Source organism: Polynucleobacter sp. JS-JIR-5-A7 (assembly GCF_018687935.1).
Classification (GTDB): Bacteria; Pseudomonadota; Gammaproteobacteria; order Burkholderiales; family Burkholderiaceae; genus Polynucleobacter.
This window is the reverse complement of sequence record NZ_CP061308.1, coordinates 312,736-334,166: the sequence shown is the minus strand read 5'-3', so window position 1 is coordinate 334,166 and position 21,431 is coordinate 312,736. Positions and strand designations below refer to the sequence as shown.

Here is a 21,431-nt window from a genome sequence, read left to right as displayed (position 1 = left end):
CACTATGTCCAAGCCAATCCAACAACAATACCAAACGCCAGGAAAGGTGTATTTAGTTGGCGCTGGTCCGGGCGCGATAGACCTCATTACAGTTCGTGGCGCTAAGCTTTTAAAGAAAGCTGACATTGTTTTCTACGATGCTTTGGTTGGCCCAGAGATGCTCACGCTGTGCCCGCAAGCAATTCAAATAGAGGTTGGTAAGCGTTGTGGCAAGCTTTCTTCTGCTCAACAATTCATTAATAAACGCTTGGTAGATGCAGCCCAGAAACATCAAGTCATTGTTCGCCTCAAGGGCGGCGACCCGATGCTCTTTGGTCGTGCTGATGAAGAAATCCAGACTCTTAAAGCCGCCGGTATTGCAGTAGAAGTTGTACCAGGCATCACAGCAGCCCTTGCTGGTGCAGCGAGCCTTCAGCAGTCGCTGACATTGCGCGGTGTATCGCGTAGCGTTGCCTTTATAACTCTTGCGCAGGGTAGTGAAAATATCGCTCTAGGACAAGCCCTGCAACCATTAACCAATCCTAATGCAGATACGCTGGTGTATTACATGGGTCGCAAAGATGCTGCCAAAATTGCGCAGCAATTAATTGAGCAAAGCCCCAATCAAACGGCTAGTACACCTGTACAAATATTAGAAGCCGTTAGTACTTCGCGTGAACGCGTTTGGGCCAGCACCCTAAAAGAACTGGCTGCAGGCAAAGCAGATCAATGGTTTGATAGCAGCTCCCCGGCGCTCATCATGATTGGTGAAGCTTTAAGAAATTCAACAAAGACAAACAACTTAGAGGGCTCTGGCCCCGAAGTCGACGATGGCTTGCAAGACAGCCAGATCCTCACCAACAGCAGGCGTAGCGCTTAATTTGACCCCAGGGAGCTGCTTTTTGCAGGCCTCTAGCAATACCGGGAAATCATTACGCAAATGACCGCCCTGCCCAAAGAAAACAGGCACCACAGTAATTTGAGTGACCCCACCGCCAGCCAAAAAAGTCACTGCCTCCTCTAATGAAGGCTGCATCATCTCCAAGAAAGCCAACTCAACAGGAGTATCAGGATGCTGAGCACGCCACAACGTGGCCAAGCGATCAAAAGGCTCGCGCCAGCGGCTGTCCCTTGCTCCGTGCCCAAATAAGATAATGGCTTTCATGGATGGCTATAAACTCTCAGTAATCAGTAATGAATAGTTAAAAATCAATAATCAATCGTTTTAGGGTGAATTCACCCGCTAGCTTAACCTCATTTTCCAGAATGCATCTATGACTGCCCTATTAAGCCAAACTTGGTTTATTGCCCTTATGAGCGTCACTCTAATTGGTGCCGTTCTATCAGCCGTTCATCACGCTGAAGCAATCGCCCACAAAATAGGTGAGCCATTTGGAACATTAGTGCTATCGATTAGCGTCACCATTATTGAGGTATCGCTCATTATCTCCATGATGCTCACGGGCCACGAAGGATCAGAATTTATTGCACGTGATGCGGTGTTCGCTACGGTAATGATTGTGGTGAATGGCGTTATTGGCCTTTGCATCTTTGTGGGCGGCCTCACTCACCATGAAATGACTTTCAGAAATGAGGGTACCAACTCAGCGTTGGCAGTACTGACTGCCTTAGCCACTTTTATTTTGGTTATGCCGATTGTAACCATCAGTACGCCAGGGCCTGACTTTACAAAGAGCCAACTAGCCTTTGCTGGTGTGGCTTCATTTGCTCTTTATATTGCATTCTTATTCTTTCAAACAGTTAGCCATCGCGACTACTACCTACCAAGTACAGAAGATAAAAAAACAGATATTAATTTTCATGCGCTCAAGCCAAGCAATGTAAAGACGGCAGTTAGTGCCATATTGCTTTTGCTATCACTTATCATGGTAGTAGGGCTTGCAGAGCTGTTAAGTCCAGCGATTGAGAAGGGTGTTGCTGCTGCAGGAGCAACTAAAACTATTGTGGGTATTGCTATCGCACTCTTGGTATTGTTACCAGAAGGTTTTGCTGCTATCAGAGCTGCTAAAGCTAATCGCTTACAAAGTAGTTTGAACTTAGCCCTAGGCTCTGCTTTAGCCAGCATTGGACTCACCATTCCCACAGTTGCAGCGATTGCTATTTTCTTTAATCTCCCGCTAAGTCTGGGCATCAGCGACCTTAATATGACGCTGATGTATTTGTCATTCTTTATTGGGGCGCTAACTCTAGCCATTGGTAGAACCACCTTACTTCAGGGTATGGTTCATTTGATAATCTTCTTTGAGTATTTGTTTTTGAGTTTAGTTCCATAGCATAGGGAATTTTTAGCTTCATATTACCTATAGATCAGTATTGAAATTATAATTTACATAGAATTTTGGCGTCCTATTAATAACTTGTTACCCAAGCCTTTCCCCAATAGCTTAAAGAATTAATTATGACCAAGTAACCACATAAAAAATCCTATATTTCATTTTTTAAAGCTACAGGCGCATCATGTATAGATCAAAATATGAACAAGGAAATTAAATAGTTTTTATACTCATATAAATGAAAAATATAAATAACCACAATAATTGCAAAAATAAATTTTTTGCAATTCTCATTCCTGTAATTTCTTTTTTTGCGACATTTGTTATTTTTTTTTTACTCGATTTTATTTTTTCTACAAGTCAGTTAGGAAATGAAAAAAATAAAAATAATCTTGTTTTACATCCATCTGGTTTTTATGAGCTAAAGCGAAACTATGATGGCTTTCAAATCTGGGGAAATAACAACTATCGCCTCACCACAGATGCTCGCGGCCGCAGAATTGCGAATAGTCAAAATATTTCGGGGTGCAAAGAGAATTTATATTTCATTGGAGACTCTTTTACATATGGAATAAATGGTCCTTGGGATGAAACTTTTGTCGGGAAATTTGAAAGTCTAAGTAAGTATTGTGTCGTTAATCTTGGTGTACCCTCTTACTCTCCCACTGTTTATTATTATATTTATAAGAAATTAATTGAGGAGCTTAATGGAGAGCGGCATAAATTTGTTCTTGCCGTAGATATCAGCGATGTGCAGGATGAGGCAACTAGATGGGCTTCCGGAGGCAGCGATAGTGATGAGCCAAGAGAGATGAATCAACAGTCAATAGAAAAAGATTCCCTGAGAAATCTTATCTTACAAAGATTTATATTAACAACTCGCATAATAAGATATATTAAGCATCAAATATTTCAAATTAAAGGGGCTGGTTGGCCGGATCCCTTTCTAAATCCAAGATCAGCATTCACCTGGAGCAAAGAACTTCAAGTCTTGAACAACAAATTTTATCCTGAGGGATATGCTCCCATTGGCATTGAAAATGCAAAAGGAAAGATATTAAATAATTTGCAAAAAATTAATTCTCTTGCAAGCAATAAAAATGGTGAATTTTATTTACTCATTTATCCATGGCCTGCACAAATAAAATTTAAATCCTCAAGCACGAATTGGGAAAAATTTATAGGCGACGCATGCATTAGTATGAGTAAATGTGCTGGACTTATAAATTTGTATCCAAATTTTATAGAGGCTTCTCGAACTGATCCAAATTGGTATAAGAATCTTTTTGTTGAGGGAGATATTCATTTCAACAAAGAAGGAAATCAAATAGTTGCAAATGAGCTTGCAAGGCGAATTAAATAAATACGTTAAATTTTCAAAAAAATATCATTGATTTTATGATGTCGCAGCTTAATACTAATGTCGTGCAATTATTATCAGCTTCAGGTTGATCATTTTTCCCTAATCCACCAAGAAATTACACTTAATCCATGCAGCTCAAGATGTACTTTAATATGATTACTTTATTAATTACCTCATTTTAAATAATTAATTTATAGGGAAATTTTGAGTTTAATTGCTAATAAAAAATTTAGTCTAATTCATATTTTTTTTTGTAATCAACCCCCAATGAGTTTGATTGTTTAGTCTTTTCTAAGATTGCATTTCCAACCACCAAAATATCCAATTCGGTTCCCATAAAGCATCTAAATGCGTCAGTCGGCGAACAAACAATCGGTTCGCCCCGAATATTAAACGAAGTATTTACTAGAACGGGGAAGCCTGTGATCTTTTTGAAATTTTTAATAAGCTGGTAATACCGTGGATTAGTTTTTTCGCTAACTGTTTGCACCCTAGCGGAGTAATCCACATGGGTTACGGATGGAATTGAAGAGCGTACCTTATTGAGCTTTTCAATGCCGAACAGCTCCTCTTCATTCTGTGTCAAAGCGCACCTCTTTGATTCGGCTACATCAGCTACTAAAAGCATGTAAGGGGAGTCTGTATCTAGATCAAACCATTCGGAAGCATCTTCGCGTAAAACACTAGGCGCAAAAGGTCTAAACGACTCCCGATATTTGACTTTGAGGTTAAGTAATTTTTGCATTGTTGCAGATCTTGGATCGGCTAAGATACTCCTACCGCCCAATGAACGTGGTCCAAACTCCATACGACCACTCATCCATCCAACAGCCTTTCCATCGGCTAAGGCATGCGCAGTTTTTACCAGGACTTCGTCTGGTCCATATGTTGTAAAAATGGCGCCACATCTTGTTAACTCTTCGTGAATTTCTTCTTGAGTAAATTTAGGGCCTAAATAAGAGCCACTCATGCCATCCAATTGATTCGTATCAACCGTTCGAGCCCGGTTAAGCATAATGTAATAAATGGCAAGCGCAGCGCCTATTGCCCCCCCAGCATCCCCTGATGCAGGCTGTATCCATATATTCTCGAATATATTCTCACGCAAGAGTTTTCCGTTTGCCACGCAATTAAGAGCCACTCCGCCTGCAAGGCATAAATTCTTTTGTCCCGTGCTTCTTGCAATGCTCTTTGCCAATCTAATAACTACCTCCTCAGTGACCGCCTGAATGGAAGCGGCTAAATCCATCTCTCGTTGAGTCAATTCTGATTCAGGCTGTCTTGGTAGACCGCCAAATAGAGCATTAAACTTTTTATTAGTCATGCTAAGACCAGCGCAATAGTTAAAGTAGCTCATATCCAATGCAAATGATCCATCTTCTTTAATATCAATAAGATAATTTCTTATCAAATTAGCATATACAGGATTTCCATAAGGCGCCAAGCCCATTACTTTATATTCGCCAGAGTTAACCTTAAAACCGGTGTAATAAGTAAATGCAGAATATAACAAACCTAAAGAATGGGGGAAGTGAATTTCTTTTACTACCTCAAGCCCATTCCCCTGACCAATTGCCAGCGATGTGGTTGTCCACTCACCCACGCCATCCATCGTCAGAACTGCTGCAGACTCAAATGGAGAGGGGTAAAAAGCGCTTGCCGCATGACTTAAATGATGCTCCGAGAAAAGCAATCGATCTTCCCACTTGATTTCAGTCCCCCACAGATCTTGTAGCGCTCTAACTATCGCTCTCTTTTGAAAGAGCTTGTCTTTAAGCCATATGGACATCGATGCGATAAAACTTAGGAGGCCTTTTGGGGCAAAAGTCAAGTAGGTCTCCAGAAGACGTTCAAACTTTAAAAAAGGTTTGTCATAAAAAACAATATAGTCAACTTCATGCGGTGGAATACTCGCCTCTTTAAGGCAATAGGTAATCGACTGATTAGGAAAGGATGAGTCATGTTTTTTACGAGTAAAGCGCTCTTCCTGTACAGCAGCAACTATCTTGCCATCATGCACCAAAGAAGCTGCCGAGTCATGGTAATAGGCTGAAATCCCTAATATATACACGAAATTTTTAAAATTAGAATAGTGTGTAAATAAATGGGGCCAATACTGAACCTTGGGCAAGAATTAGCAGCGATCCCAAAAGTACCATCACAACTATGATTGGTAAAAGCCAAAGCTTTTTACGCCTACTTAAAAAAACCCAAAGCTCCTTAAGAAAATCCATAATCATTCTCTAAAATTGGTTTTTAAATGAATAAGCTGCAAGCGGTTCTTTTTCTATCCAATAACTAGAAACTTGCCGCCTTTTAAGTCGCAGCGGGTCCATGCCAAGTTGTTGCGTAATTAAGGCGACTGGGGTAACAAGGAGAAAAAAAATAAAACTTAAAATAATAGGACTTACCACCCTTCCCAAATAAAGCCCCAATAAAAACCAAGCTTTGTTGAGAGGAGCTAAAATAATTGGCGTAAAAGAGGTTGTTAAAACAAAGAGTATGGCTAATATTAGTGATGCTATTGCCGGAACTGCAGTTTGTTTTCCAAAAAAATAAGTGGAGGTGACAATAAAGATCACGCTAAAAACCCAGCCAAATTTTTCGTTGGATGGCATCCCCACAAAATTAGAGTTACTTGACATATTGTATTGAGCCCTTATTCCAATAAAAATACATCGTACTTTGTGACTACTGCTTGGTTAAGCAATTAATAAATAGTTATCATTACTTAAAATTAGGTTTGAGTTTAATGCTTAATGACAATTTTTTACCTCGAAATCTTTACTATGTCAACCCAAAATTTAAGGAAAAATTAGCCATAACTCAAACTCAACTGCTACTTGTAATCAATACAATAACACTGGCCAAGTTATCAAATCACTTTTTGCGAAATCAATAAATACAAGAAATTGCTAAAAATTTATTGTAAGTGCTGTCCATTAAAAAATCATTACATTTAAATCAATCAGGGTTTGGAGTAATGGTTAACCTAGTCTTATATTGATTCTACTGCACCGCTCATTTCTTTGTTTTCTATCTAGCTGAGCCTGCCATTACACCCAGGAATTATGAGACGTGAACAAATTATTAAATGATTTGAAACATCATCTCTTTTTTAACGATTTTAAGACTAGAAGATTGATGTTGAGTGTTAATAAATTTCTTGAGACATAGCGCAGGATATCCTAGCCACCGTGGATTTCATTCCGAACATACCCCGGCACCAACCTGCTAAGAATATTTAATGCTGCATCAAGATTGCGAACATCCAACGCTCGTTCGAGTTTTTCTAATTCAATACTTAGATTATCCCAAGATAAAAACTCTTCATGCGCTTTCATAATTTTAGGGTGGGCTGTAGGCTGCGGGTTATTTCCTATAAGAAGCTCCTCATGAAGCTTTTCACCAGAACGCAACCCAGTTATTGCAATTTCTATATCCCCACTAGCGGTTGATTCATCTCTCAATATACGCCCAGACAGGTAAATCATTTTAATGGCTAAGTCATAAATCCTTATTGGGTCACCCATATCTAAGATAAAAACATCTCCACCAGAAGTCATGGCGCTGGATTGTATGACCAATTGCGCCGCCTCTGGAATAGTCATAAAGAAACGTGTCACCTCTGGATGCGTCAAAGTAATTGGCCCTCCAGCCTTAATCTGGGCACTAAAGAGAGGCACCACTGAGCCAGAAGACCCAAGAACATTCCCGAATCGAACCATTGAAAATTTAATTGTCGAGCTTTTCAAGCGTGCAAATTGAGCTAATGCCTGTAGCACTAATTCAGCGACACGCTTACTCGCACCCATAACATTTGCTGGCCTTACAGCCTTATCAGTGCTAATCAAAATGAAATTCGATACTTCGGCATCTATACTGGCAATTGCACAATTAAGAGTGCCAAAAACATTATTTTTTATGCCTTCAATTGGATTCAACTCTACCAATGGCACATGTTTGTATGCAGCCGCATGAAAAACTGTTGAAGGTTTATTCTTAGCAAGAATATTTGCTATCAAATTTTTATCTTGCACCGACCCTAAGCAAGTAGAAAGCCGAATTGAATGGCCATCAAAAACTTCGGTCGGATAGTTTTCATCAAATATAACCGGAATGTTACAGCCATTATCGCCGCCGAAATATCTCTTTAATTCTTCGCTTATTGTATAGAGGGCATGCTCACTACTATCAAGTAAAATTAATTTCTCAGGAGCAAACTTGATAATTTGTCTGCATAATTCGCTACCTATAGAGCCACCCGCACCCGTAACTAAAACTACTTTATTTCTTATGTTTTTTTCTAACAATAAAATATTGGGCGGCACTACCTTACGACCTAGCAAGTCATTCATATCCAAGTCAATAACATCTCCCGCGCTAATGCGTCCTAATCTTATATCAAGAAGGTTCGGAATTGTAGTCACCCGGACTCCACACCCATATAACAAATCAATAATCTCCCTTCTACGAGATTGACTCGCAGAAGGTATAGCCAATACTATGTCGGTAACAGATAATTTCTTTAATAGACTCCTCAAGTCGAGGCTGGAATATACCCACAGACCATTCACAGTATTTCCCTGTAATTGAGGGTCATCATCAATAAAGCCTTTTAAAGCAACTTCCTTATTCACATTTAATGCTGCTGCTAGCTGACGCCCTGCTGAACCTGCTCCATAAATAAGCATAACTGTTGGGTCTAATTGGCGCCCTTTTTTATTTACACTACCCCCCCCAAACCAGTAACAAGCGAGAAATCTTACCGAGCTAATTGAAATAAAAAATAATAAAGGCTGTATTACACCAATAGACCGAGGAACATTGTCCATGCCAATAAGTGTAAAAATCGAAAAAAATAGAAGCCCATATAAAATGAAAGCGCTAGTAATTGAATAAAAAACAGCTGAGCCGGCATATCTTGCAATAGCACGATATAGCCCGAAGTAATTAAAAATTGGGATAGAAAGACTAGAGGAGATGATTAGTGCCCACAATAGGCCGCCCTGCATGAAACGCCAATCATCAAGACGAAGTCCAAATGCCAACCAAACCGTAAATAGACTAAGCAAAACATCTAAAAAAATAATAAGGACGCGCTTTACAAGGCGGGATTGCCTAAGCAGCACAGCCTTAGTAGCAACAAAAATTACTTGAAGATAATAAATACGATTCAACCTAAATTAAGTGCGCCTAAACGACCCCTCTGTAAGGTAATTTTGCTAATGCAGAATGTTTTTTGAGGTGAGCGCGTAAAAAACAGTTTTAAACAATATGTCGCAATCATTTATAAAAGAAATATTTTTTGAGTATATAGCATCAAAGTCAGCTTTCTCTTCTAGCGACAGGGAGTCTCTGCCAGAAATTTGGGCCAGCCCAGTTAAACCCGGTCTAATTTTATGCACACCCCTCTCCAGTCTTAATTGAATTAAATCAAGCTGGTTGTATAAAGCAGGTCTAGGCCCAACAAAACTCATTGATCCCATCAATATTGAAAATATTTGCGGAATTTCATCTAAGCTAGTTTTCCTTAAAATTTTACCAAGTCTAGAAATATAAGCCTCAGAATTATCTAAAATATGAGTTGCAACTACCGGGGTCTTGGTACTCATTGTTCTGAATTTAGGCATACGAAATATGTGATTATTAATGCCCACTCTATCTGAAAAAAAAAGAATTGGTCCAAAATCAAACAATAAAATAGAAGTAGCTATCATTAAAAAGAGGGGGGATAAAAAAAATATAAGGATTATAGAAAAAAATATATCAAATAATCTTTTAAAAATTAATATATACATAACAATATAAAAATGAATAGCGCCAATTTATCTCTAGGGTTTCTTCTTAAGTGGAATGAGTTCCACACAAGAAATAATCTGCTATTAATTTTATTTTTATAATCAATACTATATTTTAAATAATCAATGTTATTATTAACCTCGGATCTATAGCTACCATTAAGTACGTTTTTTAAACGTTTGTAGTAGGCTAAAAAACCAACATTATCACCTATGAAATTACTATTATGTTGACGATAATACAATGAAGGATTTTTATCAATAAACCATTTATAACCCCTACTTCGACTGTAGGCGTATATAAACCAATCGTAGTGCTCTACCAAGTTAGCTCCGTTTTTAATTATGTAAAGTTGTATATCAGAAGCTAGCTCCCTTGATAAAACATACGTACAGCCTGGGCCGGCAGATTCAAAAAAATAGTCATACTCAACCTGATCATATGATTTATCGTTAATTTTGCAATCTTTAAAATTAGCCCCCCAAAATGATTTTACATTTGAACTATATCCATCAATTTTTTTATCCTTAAAACAAGCTAACGCTCTTTCAATTTTATCATTCATCCATAAGTCATCTTGATCAGAAAAACATATGAAATCATAATGCCTCAAATCAATTGATGAAAGAGCCTGCAAGAAGTTATTTGACGCTGAGCCTAGATTTTTACTACGCTTAATAATCTTGATTGCAGGAAAATTGCTACTTATGAAATCTACAGTTGAATCAGTAGAGAAATCATCAAAAATAACTAATTCAGTATTTTTATATGTTTGATTAAGAATGCTTGAAATTTGCTCCTTTACCCAACTTTCCCCATTGTAAGTTGCCATAATAATAAGAACTTTTTTATTATTATTCATCTCTTACAACCAAAAAATTGTCGATTGCTAAATAATCAATTCCGCTTGAAATAAAACAAGCGAGAGCATCTTCTGGAGTCTCAACAATTGGCTCCTGAATATTAAAAGATGTATTTAGTAAAACTCCTACACCCGTAATTTTCTCAAATGAATTTAATAGCCCCCAATATTTCTCATTAAGCTCTTTTTTTACAGTATGTACACGTGCCGTGCCATCAATATGAGTCACTGCAGGAATAATAGATCTAGCATCTGCTAAGACTTCAGCTGCAATATTCATATAGGGTGAATCTTGATCAATATCAAAAAATTGATTAACAACCTCTATCTTGCATGATGGGGCAAAGGGACGAAATAACTCCCTTTGTTTAACTTTTTCGTTGATTAAATCACGAACCACAATAAAACGTGGATCAGCAAGGAGTGATCTATTACCAAGTGCGCGAGGCCCAAATTCTGAACGCCCTTGAAACCAGGCAACGATAGAGCCAGTTGAAATTTTAGAAGCAACTATATCGAGAAAATTTTGAGTATCTTGAAATTTTATGAACTTCAGTCCAGATTGAATAATCGCACACTCTATATGCTCTTCGGAATAGATGGGGCCTAAATAAGGATTGTTAAACGAAAATAATTCAAGTCGATAATTTAAAATAGAAGAAGATGACAAAATAGCAGCTCCTATAGCTGCACCAGCATCATGCGGGCAGGGCGGAACGAAAATTTTATCATAAATTCTATTTCTAATAATCTTTCCATTTGCTGAAACATTTAAAGCGCAGCCACCAGCCATTAGTAATACTTTATCACTATTATGATTTGCATTTAATATATGGAGTAATATTTTTTCATAAACATACTGAACGCTAGCAGCAATATCCATATGACGCTTATCAAAAACATCAGATGAATGTCTCGGTAAACCAATTAATTTAATTATGCTATTACTGTAATATCCATTTAAGGCCGAATGATAAGAAGCAAGCTTAAACTTGAACTTATAGTATTTTTTTGATATTTTAAGAATATTTTCCTCAATAACAGGAGCAAATGTAGGGGAACCAAATGGGGATAATCCCATCATTTTATATTCACCTTCAAGCATTTTAAATCCAAGAAAACCCGTAAAAAAACTATAGTAATGCCCAAGTGAATTTGGCCATTTAATACTAAATTGTTTAATTATATTTCCAGAACGAATAATATATTGCTCTGTTGATGTTGATTCGCCACCACCGTCAATAATCAAACAAGTAGAGTCTGATTTATCTGAAACTACGTATGCAGAGACAGCATGGCAAAGATGGTGGTTATGATAATCAATATTTCCAGTAAAGCCATTAAATTTTTGAGAAACTATATATCTTATTTTGAATAAATCAAGCCAGCTACCTGAAAGTTCTGAATTATTTCCAAAGAACTTATTAGATATTGAATTAAAAAAAGATTTCCTAATTGAGTCAGTAAAAATATTTGATAATAAAATAAAAAAAGTTTTATATAAACGAGTGATGAAATCGTATTTATTCCAATATACGCTAATTGTATGTATATCATTAATAGTAATATTTTTATAATCTAGGCAGGCCTGAATAGATAAAAATGGGAATGAAGAGTCATTCTTAATACGTGAGAGCCTCTCCTCTTCGATCGCAAAAATAATATTATTATCCTCCAATAGACAAGCTGCACTGCTACCCATAGTGCTTATACCAATAACATACTTCATAGATACACCTATATCCATTCGTCTAACCTTCCAATATGCTTGTAATTAAAAATAATATACTTTAACTTTAAATAAAATAAAATATTTAATGGGCCAATCCATTGTAACTGTCGTAATAATAAATATAATTTTTTAATAATGTTACAATTTTTAATTTTAAATGGGTTATAAAAAAAACTAAAATCGAAAATAAGCTCATATGGATGTACATATATTTGAGGAATATTGCCTGATTTAATTGAATTATCAATAACCTTCTTTAAAAAAATAAATGGTATAAATTTTAAGTAGGTGCCTCCAATGACTTTTATTTTATAACCAAATAATTGAAAACAGGGGATTGGAAACTCTATTAAACCCTCATAACAATTATTACTATTATTAAACAAAGAAGAATCATAACTAAAGTATTTATATAATACCTTTAGCGAATTATATTCATCATTTAAAACTTTAAAATTTGGCGATCTATATCCGAGCGGCCAAATATTAGTAGCACGTAGGATAGATCTAATTGAGCGAATAATTTGATTCTCAAACTCATCCTGTTTCAATTCAGAAACATTATCATGAAAATATAAGTGTGATGATATTTCATGATTCTTTGATAGTTGCTTAATAAACTCTGGATACTTGTCTACTAAATTACCAGTTACAAATATTGTAAAATTTATAGTATTGCCACTCTGAAACAATAAATTCTCAAGACGGCTAACAGCAAGTTCCAAACAGGATAGTGTGTCTTTATAGTAAGAACTATTGTATTCAGCACCAAAGTCATAGAAATAATCCTCAAGGTCCATTGTAATAAGTATATTTTTCATATTTATGCGTAAATTAATACTAGAAAAACGATGAATAAAATATTTAAAAAAATTAATACTAAAGAATATATTTTCAGTATTTTACTTAAAATTAAATTAATAATGAAAATTCCAAACAATGGAAAGTGTCTTGCCATAGATACCCCGCCGATGAGACTTGCAATAAAAAAGAATGGAATGAAATATATTAAAAAAAATTTAATATCTAAATATGTAATGGATAATGAACTTATAATTACCAAAATTGTAAAATACGAAATGGCAACTAAATTTAATATTATAAAATTTGGTGTAGAAAATAATGAAAGTGGAAATGCGAAAATAAAATATTTACCGTATTCTTGCGTTGAAATAATTTGATTATATAAATTTAAATTATATATAAAATTGAAATCTAAATACTCTGGGTATATTTTTAAAAAATTTATTAGTAAAAATGTAATTATAAAAATAAATATTATATTTATTAAATTTATATGAAAATACTTATCTAATATTAAAAATAAAAAAACTCCCAACGGATATACTGAAGATTTATCTGTAAAGAACATTATGACTGTTAAAATTAATAATGAGTAAAAAAATTTATCACGTATAAATGCTAAAAATAATAAAAATGAAAAAAAATTTACCAATACATCAGTCGAATTTGATAGAAAGGAGAGGAAAATAAATGGACTTGTAAAAATTGCAAGCAATTCAATTCTGTTTTTAAAATTACATAGAATTACTATTAGCAATATTGATGATATAAAAGTATTAAATAATATTTTTGCAGAATTTAAGCTGTCGTATGAATTATGGTTAAAAATATTATCATCTTTTGAGTATGTAAATTTACTTTCATCTAATGATAATAAATAACTACAATAATCAAAATTAAAATTAAATATTTTGTTTAAAAAATTAATAACATTATAATATGCCCAATTAGGAATTCCTTTTTGGACGTCGCACATTCTGTTTATGTGCTCATAACCATCTGCATTGATATATTCTGAAAAATTAATGTTAGATAGTAGTAATATACAGAATATACTAATTGCAAGAAACGAGATTAATCTAGAATAAATTTTTACAGGCATTGATATGATACTTAATATATCTTTTGCAATAGTTGAGTAGATGGTTTATTCCGTGTACCCTTAAAATGCTAATTATTGTGAGAGGGTAGTATAGATTATTAAGGAGATCAATGTAAGCTCCCCCAGGAATGGCAGGAATTTTTTTAAAATTATATGGAATTCCGAAAGACTCTACAGCAATTGATTTTAAATTATTATTGAAGTTAGAAATAATATTCGAATAATATTCCTGTACATATGGTAAAGAGCGCTCTGCTAGATTAAGGTCCTCCTGCGCATTTCCAAATGATACGCCTGACCAATTTATTTCTGGTCCATATACTAAATCCATTTTCCTAATTCCACTTTCTGGCATGATTACTACAATAACACCTGAGATTAGAGCCTCAATAATAAGGCCAGTATTTTCGTAAACATAAAAATATTTAGACACTTTAAATATTTCATATATATCCCTCTGATTCATATTAGGATATGAATAGCGTGTTATTTTCAATCCATTTTTTTTGATATCTACTGGAATTACTCCGCCATTAGATTCAAATTTTTCTGAATAATAACAGATGCCACAAGATTGATTATTCTTTTTATCGATATACTGAAAAATTTTTGTGTTTATTAAAGGCGGCATTAAATACTTTACATCTTTAATAATATCCTTGCTAATAGCCCTTGAAAAGCTTATTAACATATGATCGGGTTCTGATATATTTCCACCCCAAGCACCTGGGAAATACAAATAGTATCTTAATCTAACTGATCCCCCATATGGCGCGCCTTTTATATTCTCAGAATATATAAATATTGGGGATATATTATTACTATTAAAATAATTAATAGTTTCCTGGTTTAGTATTGGGCAAAGATATGGATAGCTATTTATTTTTGCGGGTGGGTAAAACGGATGTACAAGAATGTACGCATTAAAGCCCATCTTATTAAGGGAATCGCAAACCATATACATAGCCTTTAATCCAGCTGATTTTTCTGAATATCTTCCAGCAACTAGTATAAATGGTCTATTTGACATTATTAAGATTCACACATTTAATTTCATTCTTTAGAATTGAAATTTTCCTTTTTATAATCATATAGTTTTTATAATCATAATCCATTAAATTATCATACTTTTCCACAAATAAAAGATTTAGTTCAATCATTCTTTTCACAATTGGCATAAAATTTTCAGAAATCTTCTGCAATAACTCATTTTCAATAAAAACTAAAAATGGAATCTCAAAATCAATAAAATAATATAGTATGGTGTGATTTAAATTATCCATTATTGTTAATTGTCCACTGCCAATATTCCACTGTGGTTTTTTTGTATATTTTACTTTTCTTCTATCAATATGATCATAATTCATTAAGCCATTTGGATGAGGGAAAAACCTTATGGCCATCCCTTTCGGCATGTTATTTCTAATTAATTCAATATGTCTTTTTGATGGTTCATAACAGTAATCACCGTATGCAGTGGATTTATACTTCTTTAGATTGGTAGAACCTATCCAATTTATTGTTTTTCCTACTCTAAAGCCTCTAATATACCCAATTATTTTATTTAAGCACCCAAATCTTGTTTGATTAATTGCATTATTTCCAATATACCAACTATAAAAAGTTTTATAAAATTTTATCTCCTCGATCGCTATTGGAATATTATTTAATTCATAGTATCCAAAACCATGCTGAACACCAATCATTCTATTCTCATTAACCACCATTGATAAAATTAATTCCGGAATATATTCGATTTCAAATATGCATCCGTAGTAATTATTATATTTTTTGCCTAAAAAATATTTATATAACTTCAGATTAAAATCAATTAATGCCCTTGGATATTGGCCTGATTTCTTAAAGCCGCCATTACTTCTTGTGCTAAGAAGTAATATATACATTATTCTTAATGATGACGTGAAATGCCTGAGGTTAAGGTTATTAAAGGCTGAAAATGTTGTGGGGCCATAGATACTTCCATTTTTTTCATTGTACTTAAAGAAAAAGTGTAAATATTTATTTACTTTGTCAGATTTAAATTCTGCGCCCTGCCTTTTTTTAAATTCAATATATTTTAAAACAAGAGAGTCAATATTCTGGCTCTCTCGCAGTATTTTTACTAAATCCTTATTATCAATCAATACAATTACCGTTCTTTAGTGAAATTTCTTTAGACTTAATATCCCATATTTTAATAAGTCTTACACAGTTAAAAGCCCTCTAAATCATAGAATTTTTTATTTATCAATGAACTTAAATTTACATTTTTTAATACACTAAATATTTTACTTGATGCACCACTAACGCCATAAGGGCTTGTGGTGTTAGCTATGAATTTTCTAAAATCCTTATCGTATGATTTCTTAATTGATTTCTTAATCTCCATACAATCTGCGCCACAATTAAGAATACTTTTAGCCGAGAGCCGTCCTTTTTGTCTATCGCCAATATTTATTGTGGGTATTTTAAAAGTTGGAGCCTCCGTTATACCGCTAGAAGAGTTCCCCACCATTGCATCAACATGACTTAAACAGCTTAGATAATTTTTCTGCCCAAATGATTTCACTAAATATGCATAATTATTATGGGATATAAATTCTTGAAGCATTTCATATAATATTTCATTTCCGACATCTGCGTTAGGCATAGTGAAAATACAGCTAGTTTCCTCAAGTGAAGCTAAAGCCAATAGTAATTGCCTGAAGTTTTCTTTATTCTCCTGATTATTTCTCAAGGTTTCAGGGTGATACGTAATTAGTAAATTTTTTTTATTGAATTTAACTCCTGTTATCTCCTCTAAAATTTCCCTACTAACCAGCTCTGTACTTTTAATCGCATCAACACCCAATCCACCAACATTGAAAACTTTTTTGGGATTCTCACCAAGCTGAATGACTCTCTTTTTATATTCTTCATTTGCTACAAAATGAAGGTGTGAAAATTTAGTAATCGAATGCCTAATAGACTCATCCAATGCTCCCTCCGTTAATTCTCCTCCATGAATATGCGCTATTGGAATTCTAGAAAATGCTGCCGCTATTACTGCAGATAATATTTCATACCTATCGCCCAACACCAAAAGTAAATCTGGCCTTAGGGTGTTATATGCTTCAGTAAAGCCTACTAGCCCTATGGAGGCAGCCTTAGCTATTCCCATGGGATCATCTACATCTAAGTATAAATTTAATTCCCTGTCAATGTGAAAGCCATCATTTTGAATCTCTCTATATGTATTACCAAATTTAGTCGATAGATGGGATCCAGTAACTATCAACTGCAATATTTGTTGACTAGAGTTGGAGATTAAAGTTATTAAGTTCTTTAAGAGTCCGTATTCTGCTCGCGAACCAGTTACAACACATATCCTCATCTAAAGATTAGCTTTTAATTTAAAGTTAGAACAGATTTGCTACTTATTTCGAATCTATTCACACTCTGCAGCCCCTGTTTGGAAAATGCCGCAACTCCAATTTTATATTTTGAGGGCAGCATATCGCTTTGTATAGCCCAACTCAAATATCCATTTCTAGTAGGGTTTACATGATAAATCTTTCCGCTCGGGATTTCCTCTACTGCAACGTATGGATTTGAGTTATATAACTCTATATTAGACTTGATCTGGATATAATTTTTGTCTAAGGAAACTTCAAACATTGGAAAGACGCAATGATTACTATTTTTATTTGCTATTGCTCTGGCAGCATTATGAAAATTTGAATTTATTAATTTAATCTTTGGATATTTTTTTGACATTCTATTAATTGGACTTAAAAATAGCTCTTTAACAGCATCAGCGCGGTCTCTAAAGTCATGCTCATAACCGGCAATAATTACATCGTGACCCTGCGCACAACTTTCATATGCACTCATAATTTCTTCTTCAGGAAAAGACATTATCCTTGTTTTAATATCCAAAATTCTAAACATATGATGGTGCATCTCACCCATTCCCTGGTGATTAGAAAAATCTGGATGATATGATTTCCAGGTTGGACTTACCTTATCCCACTTCAATATCTCCTTGGTTTTTCGCCCATCTGCCTCAATATTTTCCCAATTAATCTTTTTTGAAGCTCTATTACTTAATTCAAACGGAAAGAAATTTTCAACAAAATTAGTTGACTCAGTATCAGCGGTTGGTATTTGTATGGCGCCTGGGAAAAATCCTCTATGAAGAATCATCCTATTCAAGATATCCATATAATTACAACCGTGTAACCATTCTAAACCCCATGCATTTCCAACCCCGGATTTATCCGGATGGTTGTACATCCAATAAATTCCATCATCATATTTAGCAATATCATGACCCCAAATTTGCTCTAGATGATCGTAAATCGTAAACCATCCAAAATCTCTTTTGACTGGATTTTCTGTAAAACCTGACCAACTAACAGGAAACCATGAAACCTTAACCTGCCGCCCATTCGAGTCTATTAATGCACTCCTAAAATCATCTTTGAAATACTTTCCTACACAGCGATCAACCTCCCCCCATGAAGATAATAAATCATCATGTTTCGGATCTGTTACTGGCCCCATTGTATTAATTATTGGGCACACATAAAGACTCCCCACCATCATTTACTCACTTTCAAAATTTTCGAATATTTGGATGCTATAGGCCTGATCTCTGAAAAGGTATTGCTTACTTTTTTAATTAATAAGCAATATTCTAGAAATTTTTCTGGCTCTTCAGTTACATATTTTTTGGCGGCCATATCTCCACGTTTAATGAAGAAGTGTGATAACTCTATACTACAACCAATGCCTTGTATTAAATTTTTTAGCTCATTGAAATTAGTGTAGTGATTTGGCAGCCCTAACTCGCGTGATTTAATCTCAGCAATTTTCGCATCTTCATCATTCTCACAATATTGATCATTTTTTCCAGTCAATAGAAGGATGCCGCCAACCTTAAGAACTCTAATCATTTCAGACAACGCTAAATGTTGCTCAGTCAAATCAAATACCCCCCAACATACAATTGCATCAAAAAACAAATGATCAAATGGTATTTTTTCCGCGAATCCATGCTTTATATTTTTTTCTAACTCAGGAAGGTCTTTAATTGATTGCTTTACGGCCTCTTTAGAAACATCAATTCCATATGGAGTTATCGAGTATCTTTTCATAATAACTCGAAGCAATCTACCAAGACCGCTTCCTATCTCCAGAACCGCATTACCAGAAGACAGCATCATTACTGCTAAATAATCATCCAAAACACTGGCATTTGGACGATTGCATGTCTCATCCCTGCCATATGATTCATCACTTATAGGAAAATTTTTTTTAAGGTAAGAAAAATATTCCGATGTATTAAAATAACTTGATTTTTCTGCATCCAAAATCTACGTCCTTATTATTTATATAATATTAATTAAATAGAAAAACCGTCGTCGATAACAAGATTTTGCCCATTTACTCCAGACGAAATATCACTCAGAAGGTAAAGAATTGCGCCGACAACATCAGACTTACTTAGCATTCCCTTGCCAAGACAACAAGAATTGTAATTTTTAACAAATTCGATAGGCTGCCCTGCAAAAATTCCGCCGGGACTTACTGCATTAATGCGCACATTAGAACCTTTCATATATTTAGCAATATATTTCGTAAGGTGAATGATTGAAGACTTTATCGCCGCATATTCAACGGGCATTGTCATTTCAGTACCGTTATAAATTTCAAACTTGGGAGCTATCACACCATATATTGAGGCAATATTAACTATGGTACCAAAACCTTGCTTTTTAAAATAAATACTGAAGCATTTACTGATAAGGAAGCTGCTCCCAAGATGCAAGCATAAGTTCTCGCAAAAATCTTGATATGTAACATCTTCGAACTTTTTACCATAAGTAGAGTTTTTAGGATATGTTGCATTAACTACACCATCAATTTTTCCATATCTTCGCTTTAACCGTCGCATTAAATTATTTAGCGATGATTCACTCATAATGTCAACATGTTCCGCAATAATCGGCAAACTATCAGGGCCAGTCATATCCTCAGCAGCCGCTAATGCCAATCTCCTACTCTTGTCCACAAGCACAACCAAGCCGCCATGATTCGCTATTCCCGCAACGATTTCACGACCAAGGAGACCGGCGCCTCCCAACACAACTATAACCCTCCCTTTAAGTGACTCAAACATTTAATCTCCAACACCACTAAAATATTTAGTTAAATCGTCTAAAAACAGGCTTAATTACCGGCCCATCCAAATAATTCTCGTAAGAGCTTTCAAGGGCGAGCCTATAAGTGGCAAATGCCTTATCTATCGCTATCTCTGTTGTTTGCAACTCTTTTTTTCCATGGCTAAAAGTAAGAGCAATCCAGGGCAGTAGGATATTGGACTTAACCATCTCCTGAATAAATAATGTGCGAAGGCCCAAGCAATTATTACCGTCCTGATCTAATATTGAATAACTAGGCGAGCAGTCAATCCCGAATGCCTTGAAGCTTTTATCTATACCGAACAATTTAGCCTTATGGTTAAGCATCGCCTTCAGCGAACTACCATAGTTCCAAAGATGATTAATAACATCATTTCTTTTCATAAAATTAACTGTAGAGATAAATGCGCCAAGAGGACCCATCTCCGCACCATGCGTTGTAGATAGCAAGAAAACCCTTTCTTTGCCTATGGTCTCAATAGAACCAAGCTCCATTATTTCTCTTCTGCCGCCAATGGCCGCCAAAGAAAAACCGTTAGCCATTGCCTTGCCAAAAGTACAGAGGTCCGGATTTATTCCATACAAAAATTGAGCCCCTTTAAGATGCCACCGAAACCCCGTAATCATTTCATCCAGAATAAATATAACTCCATTCTTTTTACAGAGGTCCTCAACTTTCTTAAAAAATCCCGGCAAAGGCTCAACTGTTGTTGCTGGCTCCATAACTATGCATGCAATTTGATTGGGATATTCATTTAACAGCTCTTCAAATGAACTTGAATCATTAAATTTAAATGTCTTTGTTTTTTCGATGGCATCCTTGGTAACTCCCAACTTAATCTCAGTCGAGCCTATAAACCAATCGTCAAATGAAAAAAAGGGTTGCTCAGCACATCGCACGACCATCTCCCTTCCAGTGTAAGCTCTAGCTAGCTTAACCGCTGCCGATACCGCCGTTGAACCATTTTTTGTAAACTTGACCATATCAACGGAATCAATTAAGTCAATAAATAACTCTGCCGCCTCCAATTCCACAAATGAGGGTCTAGTTAAATTATTACCATTTTTAATTTGCTGAAATGCAGCTAAATCAACCTCATCTTCAGCATAACCCAGCACCACAGATCTAAGCCCCATTCCATAATCTAGGTATTTATTTCCAGACTGATCATAAACGTAGGCTCCCTTACCATTTTTAAGTAAAGCAGGGGCATTGCTTGGAAATTGATCCTGACCCCTTGAGTAGGTATGGGCCCCACCAGGAATTGCCTTTAAAAGTCTTGATTGATAGTCCATAAAATCCCTAAA

Annotated in this window: 19 protein-coding genes and 1 pseudogene; 4 read left to right on the top strand and 16 right to left on the bottom strand. The window is 35.2% G+C overall.

Annotated elements, in window-relative coordinates; all coding sequences use genetic code 11:
- Positions 1-4: 4 nt before the first annotated feature.
- Entirely contained in the window at positions 5-859 is an 855-nt protein-coding gene (gene cobA, locus AOC29_RS01770; RefSeq protein WP_215296351.1) for a uroporphyrinogen-III C-methyltransferase, read from the top strand.
- On the opposite strand, the gene AOC29_RS01765 is transcribed toward cobA, so the two are convergent.
- Positions 782-1,144: a sirohydrochlorin chelatase gene (locus AOC29_RS01765; RefSeq protein WP_215296350.1), complete on the bottom strand. Its 363-nt coding sequence runs from the start codon at positions 1,142-1,144 to the stop codon at positions 782-784. The genes cobA and AOC29_RS01765 overlap by 78 nt on opposite strands.
- A 109-nt stretch (positions 1,145-1,253) precedes the next feature.
- Between AOC29_RS01765 and AOC29_RS01760 the strand changes: the two genes are divergently transcribed.
- A complete protein-coding gene (locus tag AOC29_RS01760) occupies positions 1,254-2,273 on the top strand; it encodes a calcium:proton antiporter (protein WP_215296349.1) in 1,020 nt (339 codons plus the stop codon).
- A 238-nt stretch (positions 2,274-2,511) separates the two neighbouring features.
- Positions 2,512-3,636, top strand: a complete 1,125-nt coding sequence (locus AOC29_RS01755) for a hypothetical protein (protein ID WP_215296348.1) — start codon at positions 2,512-2,514, stop codon at positions 3,634-3,636.
- A gap of 229 nt (positions 3,637-3,865) precedes the next feature.
- Here the strand turns inward: AOC29_RS01755 and AOC29_RS01750 are convergent, their stop codons facing one another.
- The 8 genes from AOC29_RS01750 to AOC29_RS01720 form a co-directional block, all read right to left on the bottom strand.
- Positions 3,866-5,707, bottom strand: coding sequence for a carbamoyltransferase (locus AOC29_RS01750; protein WP_251370037.1), 1,842 nt, complete (start codon positions 5,705-5,707; stop codon positions 3,866-3,868).
- 13 nt (positions 5,708-5,720) lie between these two features.
- Positions 5,721-5,870: a DUF5989 family protein gene (locus tag AOC29_RS11310; RefSeq protein WP_251370036.1), complete on the bottom strand. Its 150-nt coding sequence runs from the start codon at positions 5,868-5,870 to the stop codon at positions 5,721-5,723.
- Positions 5,871-5,879: 9 nt separating this feature from the next.
- Positions 5,880-6,281, bottom strand: coding sequence for an SxtJ family membrane protein (locus AOC29_RS01745; RefSeq protein ID WP_215296347.1), 402 nt, complete (start codon positions 6,279-6,281; stop codon positions 5,880-5,882).
- 543 nt (positions 6,282-6,824) lie between these two features.
- Positions 6,825-8,816 (bottom strand): nucleoside-diphosphate sugar epimerase/dehydratase, encoded by a 1,992-nt coding sequence (locus tag AOC29_RS01740; protein WP_251370035.1) that lies wholly within the window; start codon positions 8,814-8,816, stop codon positions 6,825-6,827.
- Between the two features lie 45 nt (positions 8,817-8,861).
- Positions 8,862-9,437, bottom strand: coding sequence for a sugar transferase (locus tag AOC29_RS01735; protein ID WP_215296346.1), 576 nt, complete (start codon positions 9,435-9,437; stop codon positions 8,862-8,864).
- Positions 9,425-10,300: a glycosyltransferase gene (locus AOC29_RS01730; protein ID WP_215296345.1), complete on the bottom strand. Its 876-nt coding sequence runs from the start codon at positions 10,298-10,300 to the stop codon at positions 9,425-9,427. The genes AOC29_RS01735 and AOC29_RS01730 overlap by 13 nt, the downstream gene beginning before the upstream one ends.
- Complete coding sequence (locus AOC29_RS01725; RefSeq protein ID WP_215296344.1) at positions 10,293-12,029, bottom strand: carbamoyltransferase C-terminal domain-containing protein; 1,737 nt, start codon at positions 12,027-12,029, stop codon at positions 10,293-10,295. The genes AOC29_RS01730 and AOC29_RS01725 overlap by 8 nt, the downstream gene beginning before the upstream one ends.
- Before the next feature lie 8 nt (positions 12,030-12,037).
- On the bottom strand, positions 12,038-12,853 hold the full coding sequence (locus AOC29_RS01720) for a DUF3473 domain-containing protein (protein ID WP_215296343.1): 816 nt from the start codon (positions 12,851-12,853) through the stop codon (positions 12,038-12,040).
- Between the two features lie 30 nt (positions 12,854-12,883).
- Here AOC29_RS01720 and AOC29_RS01715 point away from each other — a divergent pair, with 30 nt between their 5' ends.
- The gene (locus AOC29_RS01715) at positions 12,884-13,213 is read left to right on the top strand and encodes a hypothetical protein (RefSeq protein ID WP_215296342.1); all 330 of its coding nucleotides are present in this window, start codon (positions 12,884-12,886) and stop codon (positions 13,211-13,213) included.
- 702 nt (positions 13,214-13,915) lie between these two features.
- Here AOC29_RS01715 and AOC29_RS01710 read toward each other — a convergent pair.
- The 7 genes and pseudogenes from AOC29_RS01710 to AOC29_RS01680 all read right to left on the bottom strand — a co-directional run.
- Positions 13,916-14,968, bottom strand: a complete 1,053-nt coding sequence (locus tag AOC29_RS01710; RefSeq protein WP_215296341.1) for a hypothetical protein — start codon at positions 14,966-14,968, stop codon at positions 13,916-13,918.
- Complete coding sequence (locus tag AOC29_RS01705) at positions 14,958-16,082, bottom strand: hypothetical protein (RefSeq protein ID WP_215296340.1); 1,125 nt, start codon at positions 16,080-16,082, stop codon at positions 14,958-14,960. The genes AOC29_RS01710 and AOC29_RS01705 overlap by 11 nt, the downstream gene beginning before the upstream one ends.
- Positions 16,083-16,150: 68 nt before the next feature.
- Positions 16,151-17,311, bottom strand: coding sequence for a UDP-N-acetylglucosamine 2-epimerase (gene neuC / locus AOC29_RS01700; RefSeq protein WP_215296339.1), 1,161 nt, complete (start codon positions 17,309-17,311; stop codon positions 16,151-16,153).
- A 14-nt stretch (positions 17,312-17,325) separates the two neighbouring features.
- Positions 17,326-18,483: a hypothetical protein gene (locus tag AOC29_RS01695; protein ID WP_215296338.1), complete on the bottom strand. Its 1,158-nt coding sequence runs from the start codon at positions 18,481-18,483 to the stop codon at positions 17,326-17,328.
- A 38-nt stretch (positions 18,484-18,521) separates the two neighbouring features.
- Positions 18,522-19,292 (bottom strand): bifunctional 2-polyprenyl-6-hydroxyphenol methylase/3-demethylubiquinol 3-O-methyltransferase UbiG, encoded by a 771-nt coding sequence (locus tag AOC29_RS01690; protein ID WP_215296337.1) that lies wholly within the window; start codon positions 19,290-19,292, stop codon positions 18,522-18,524.
- A gap of 32 nt (positions 19,293-19,324) precedes the next feature.
- Entirely contained in the window at positions 19,325-20,101 is a 777-nt protein-coding gene (locus AOC29_RS01685; protein WP_215296336.1) for an oxidoreductase, read from the bottom strand.
- 25 nt (positions 20,102-20,126) lie between these two features.
- A pseudogene (locus AOC29_RS01680) lies at positions 20,127-21,422 on the bottom strand (glutamate-1-semialdehyde 2,1-aminomutase); the annotation flags it as partial.
- Positions 21,423-21,431 lie beyond the last annotated feature (9 nt).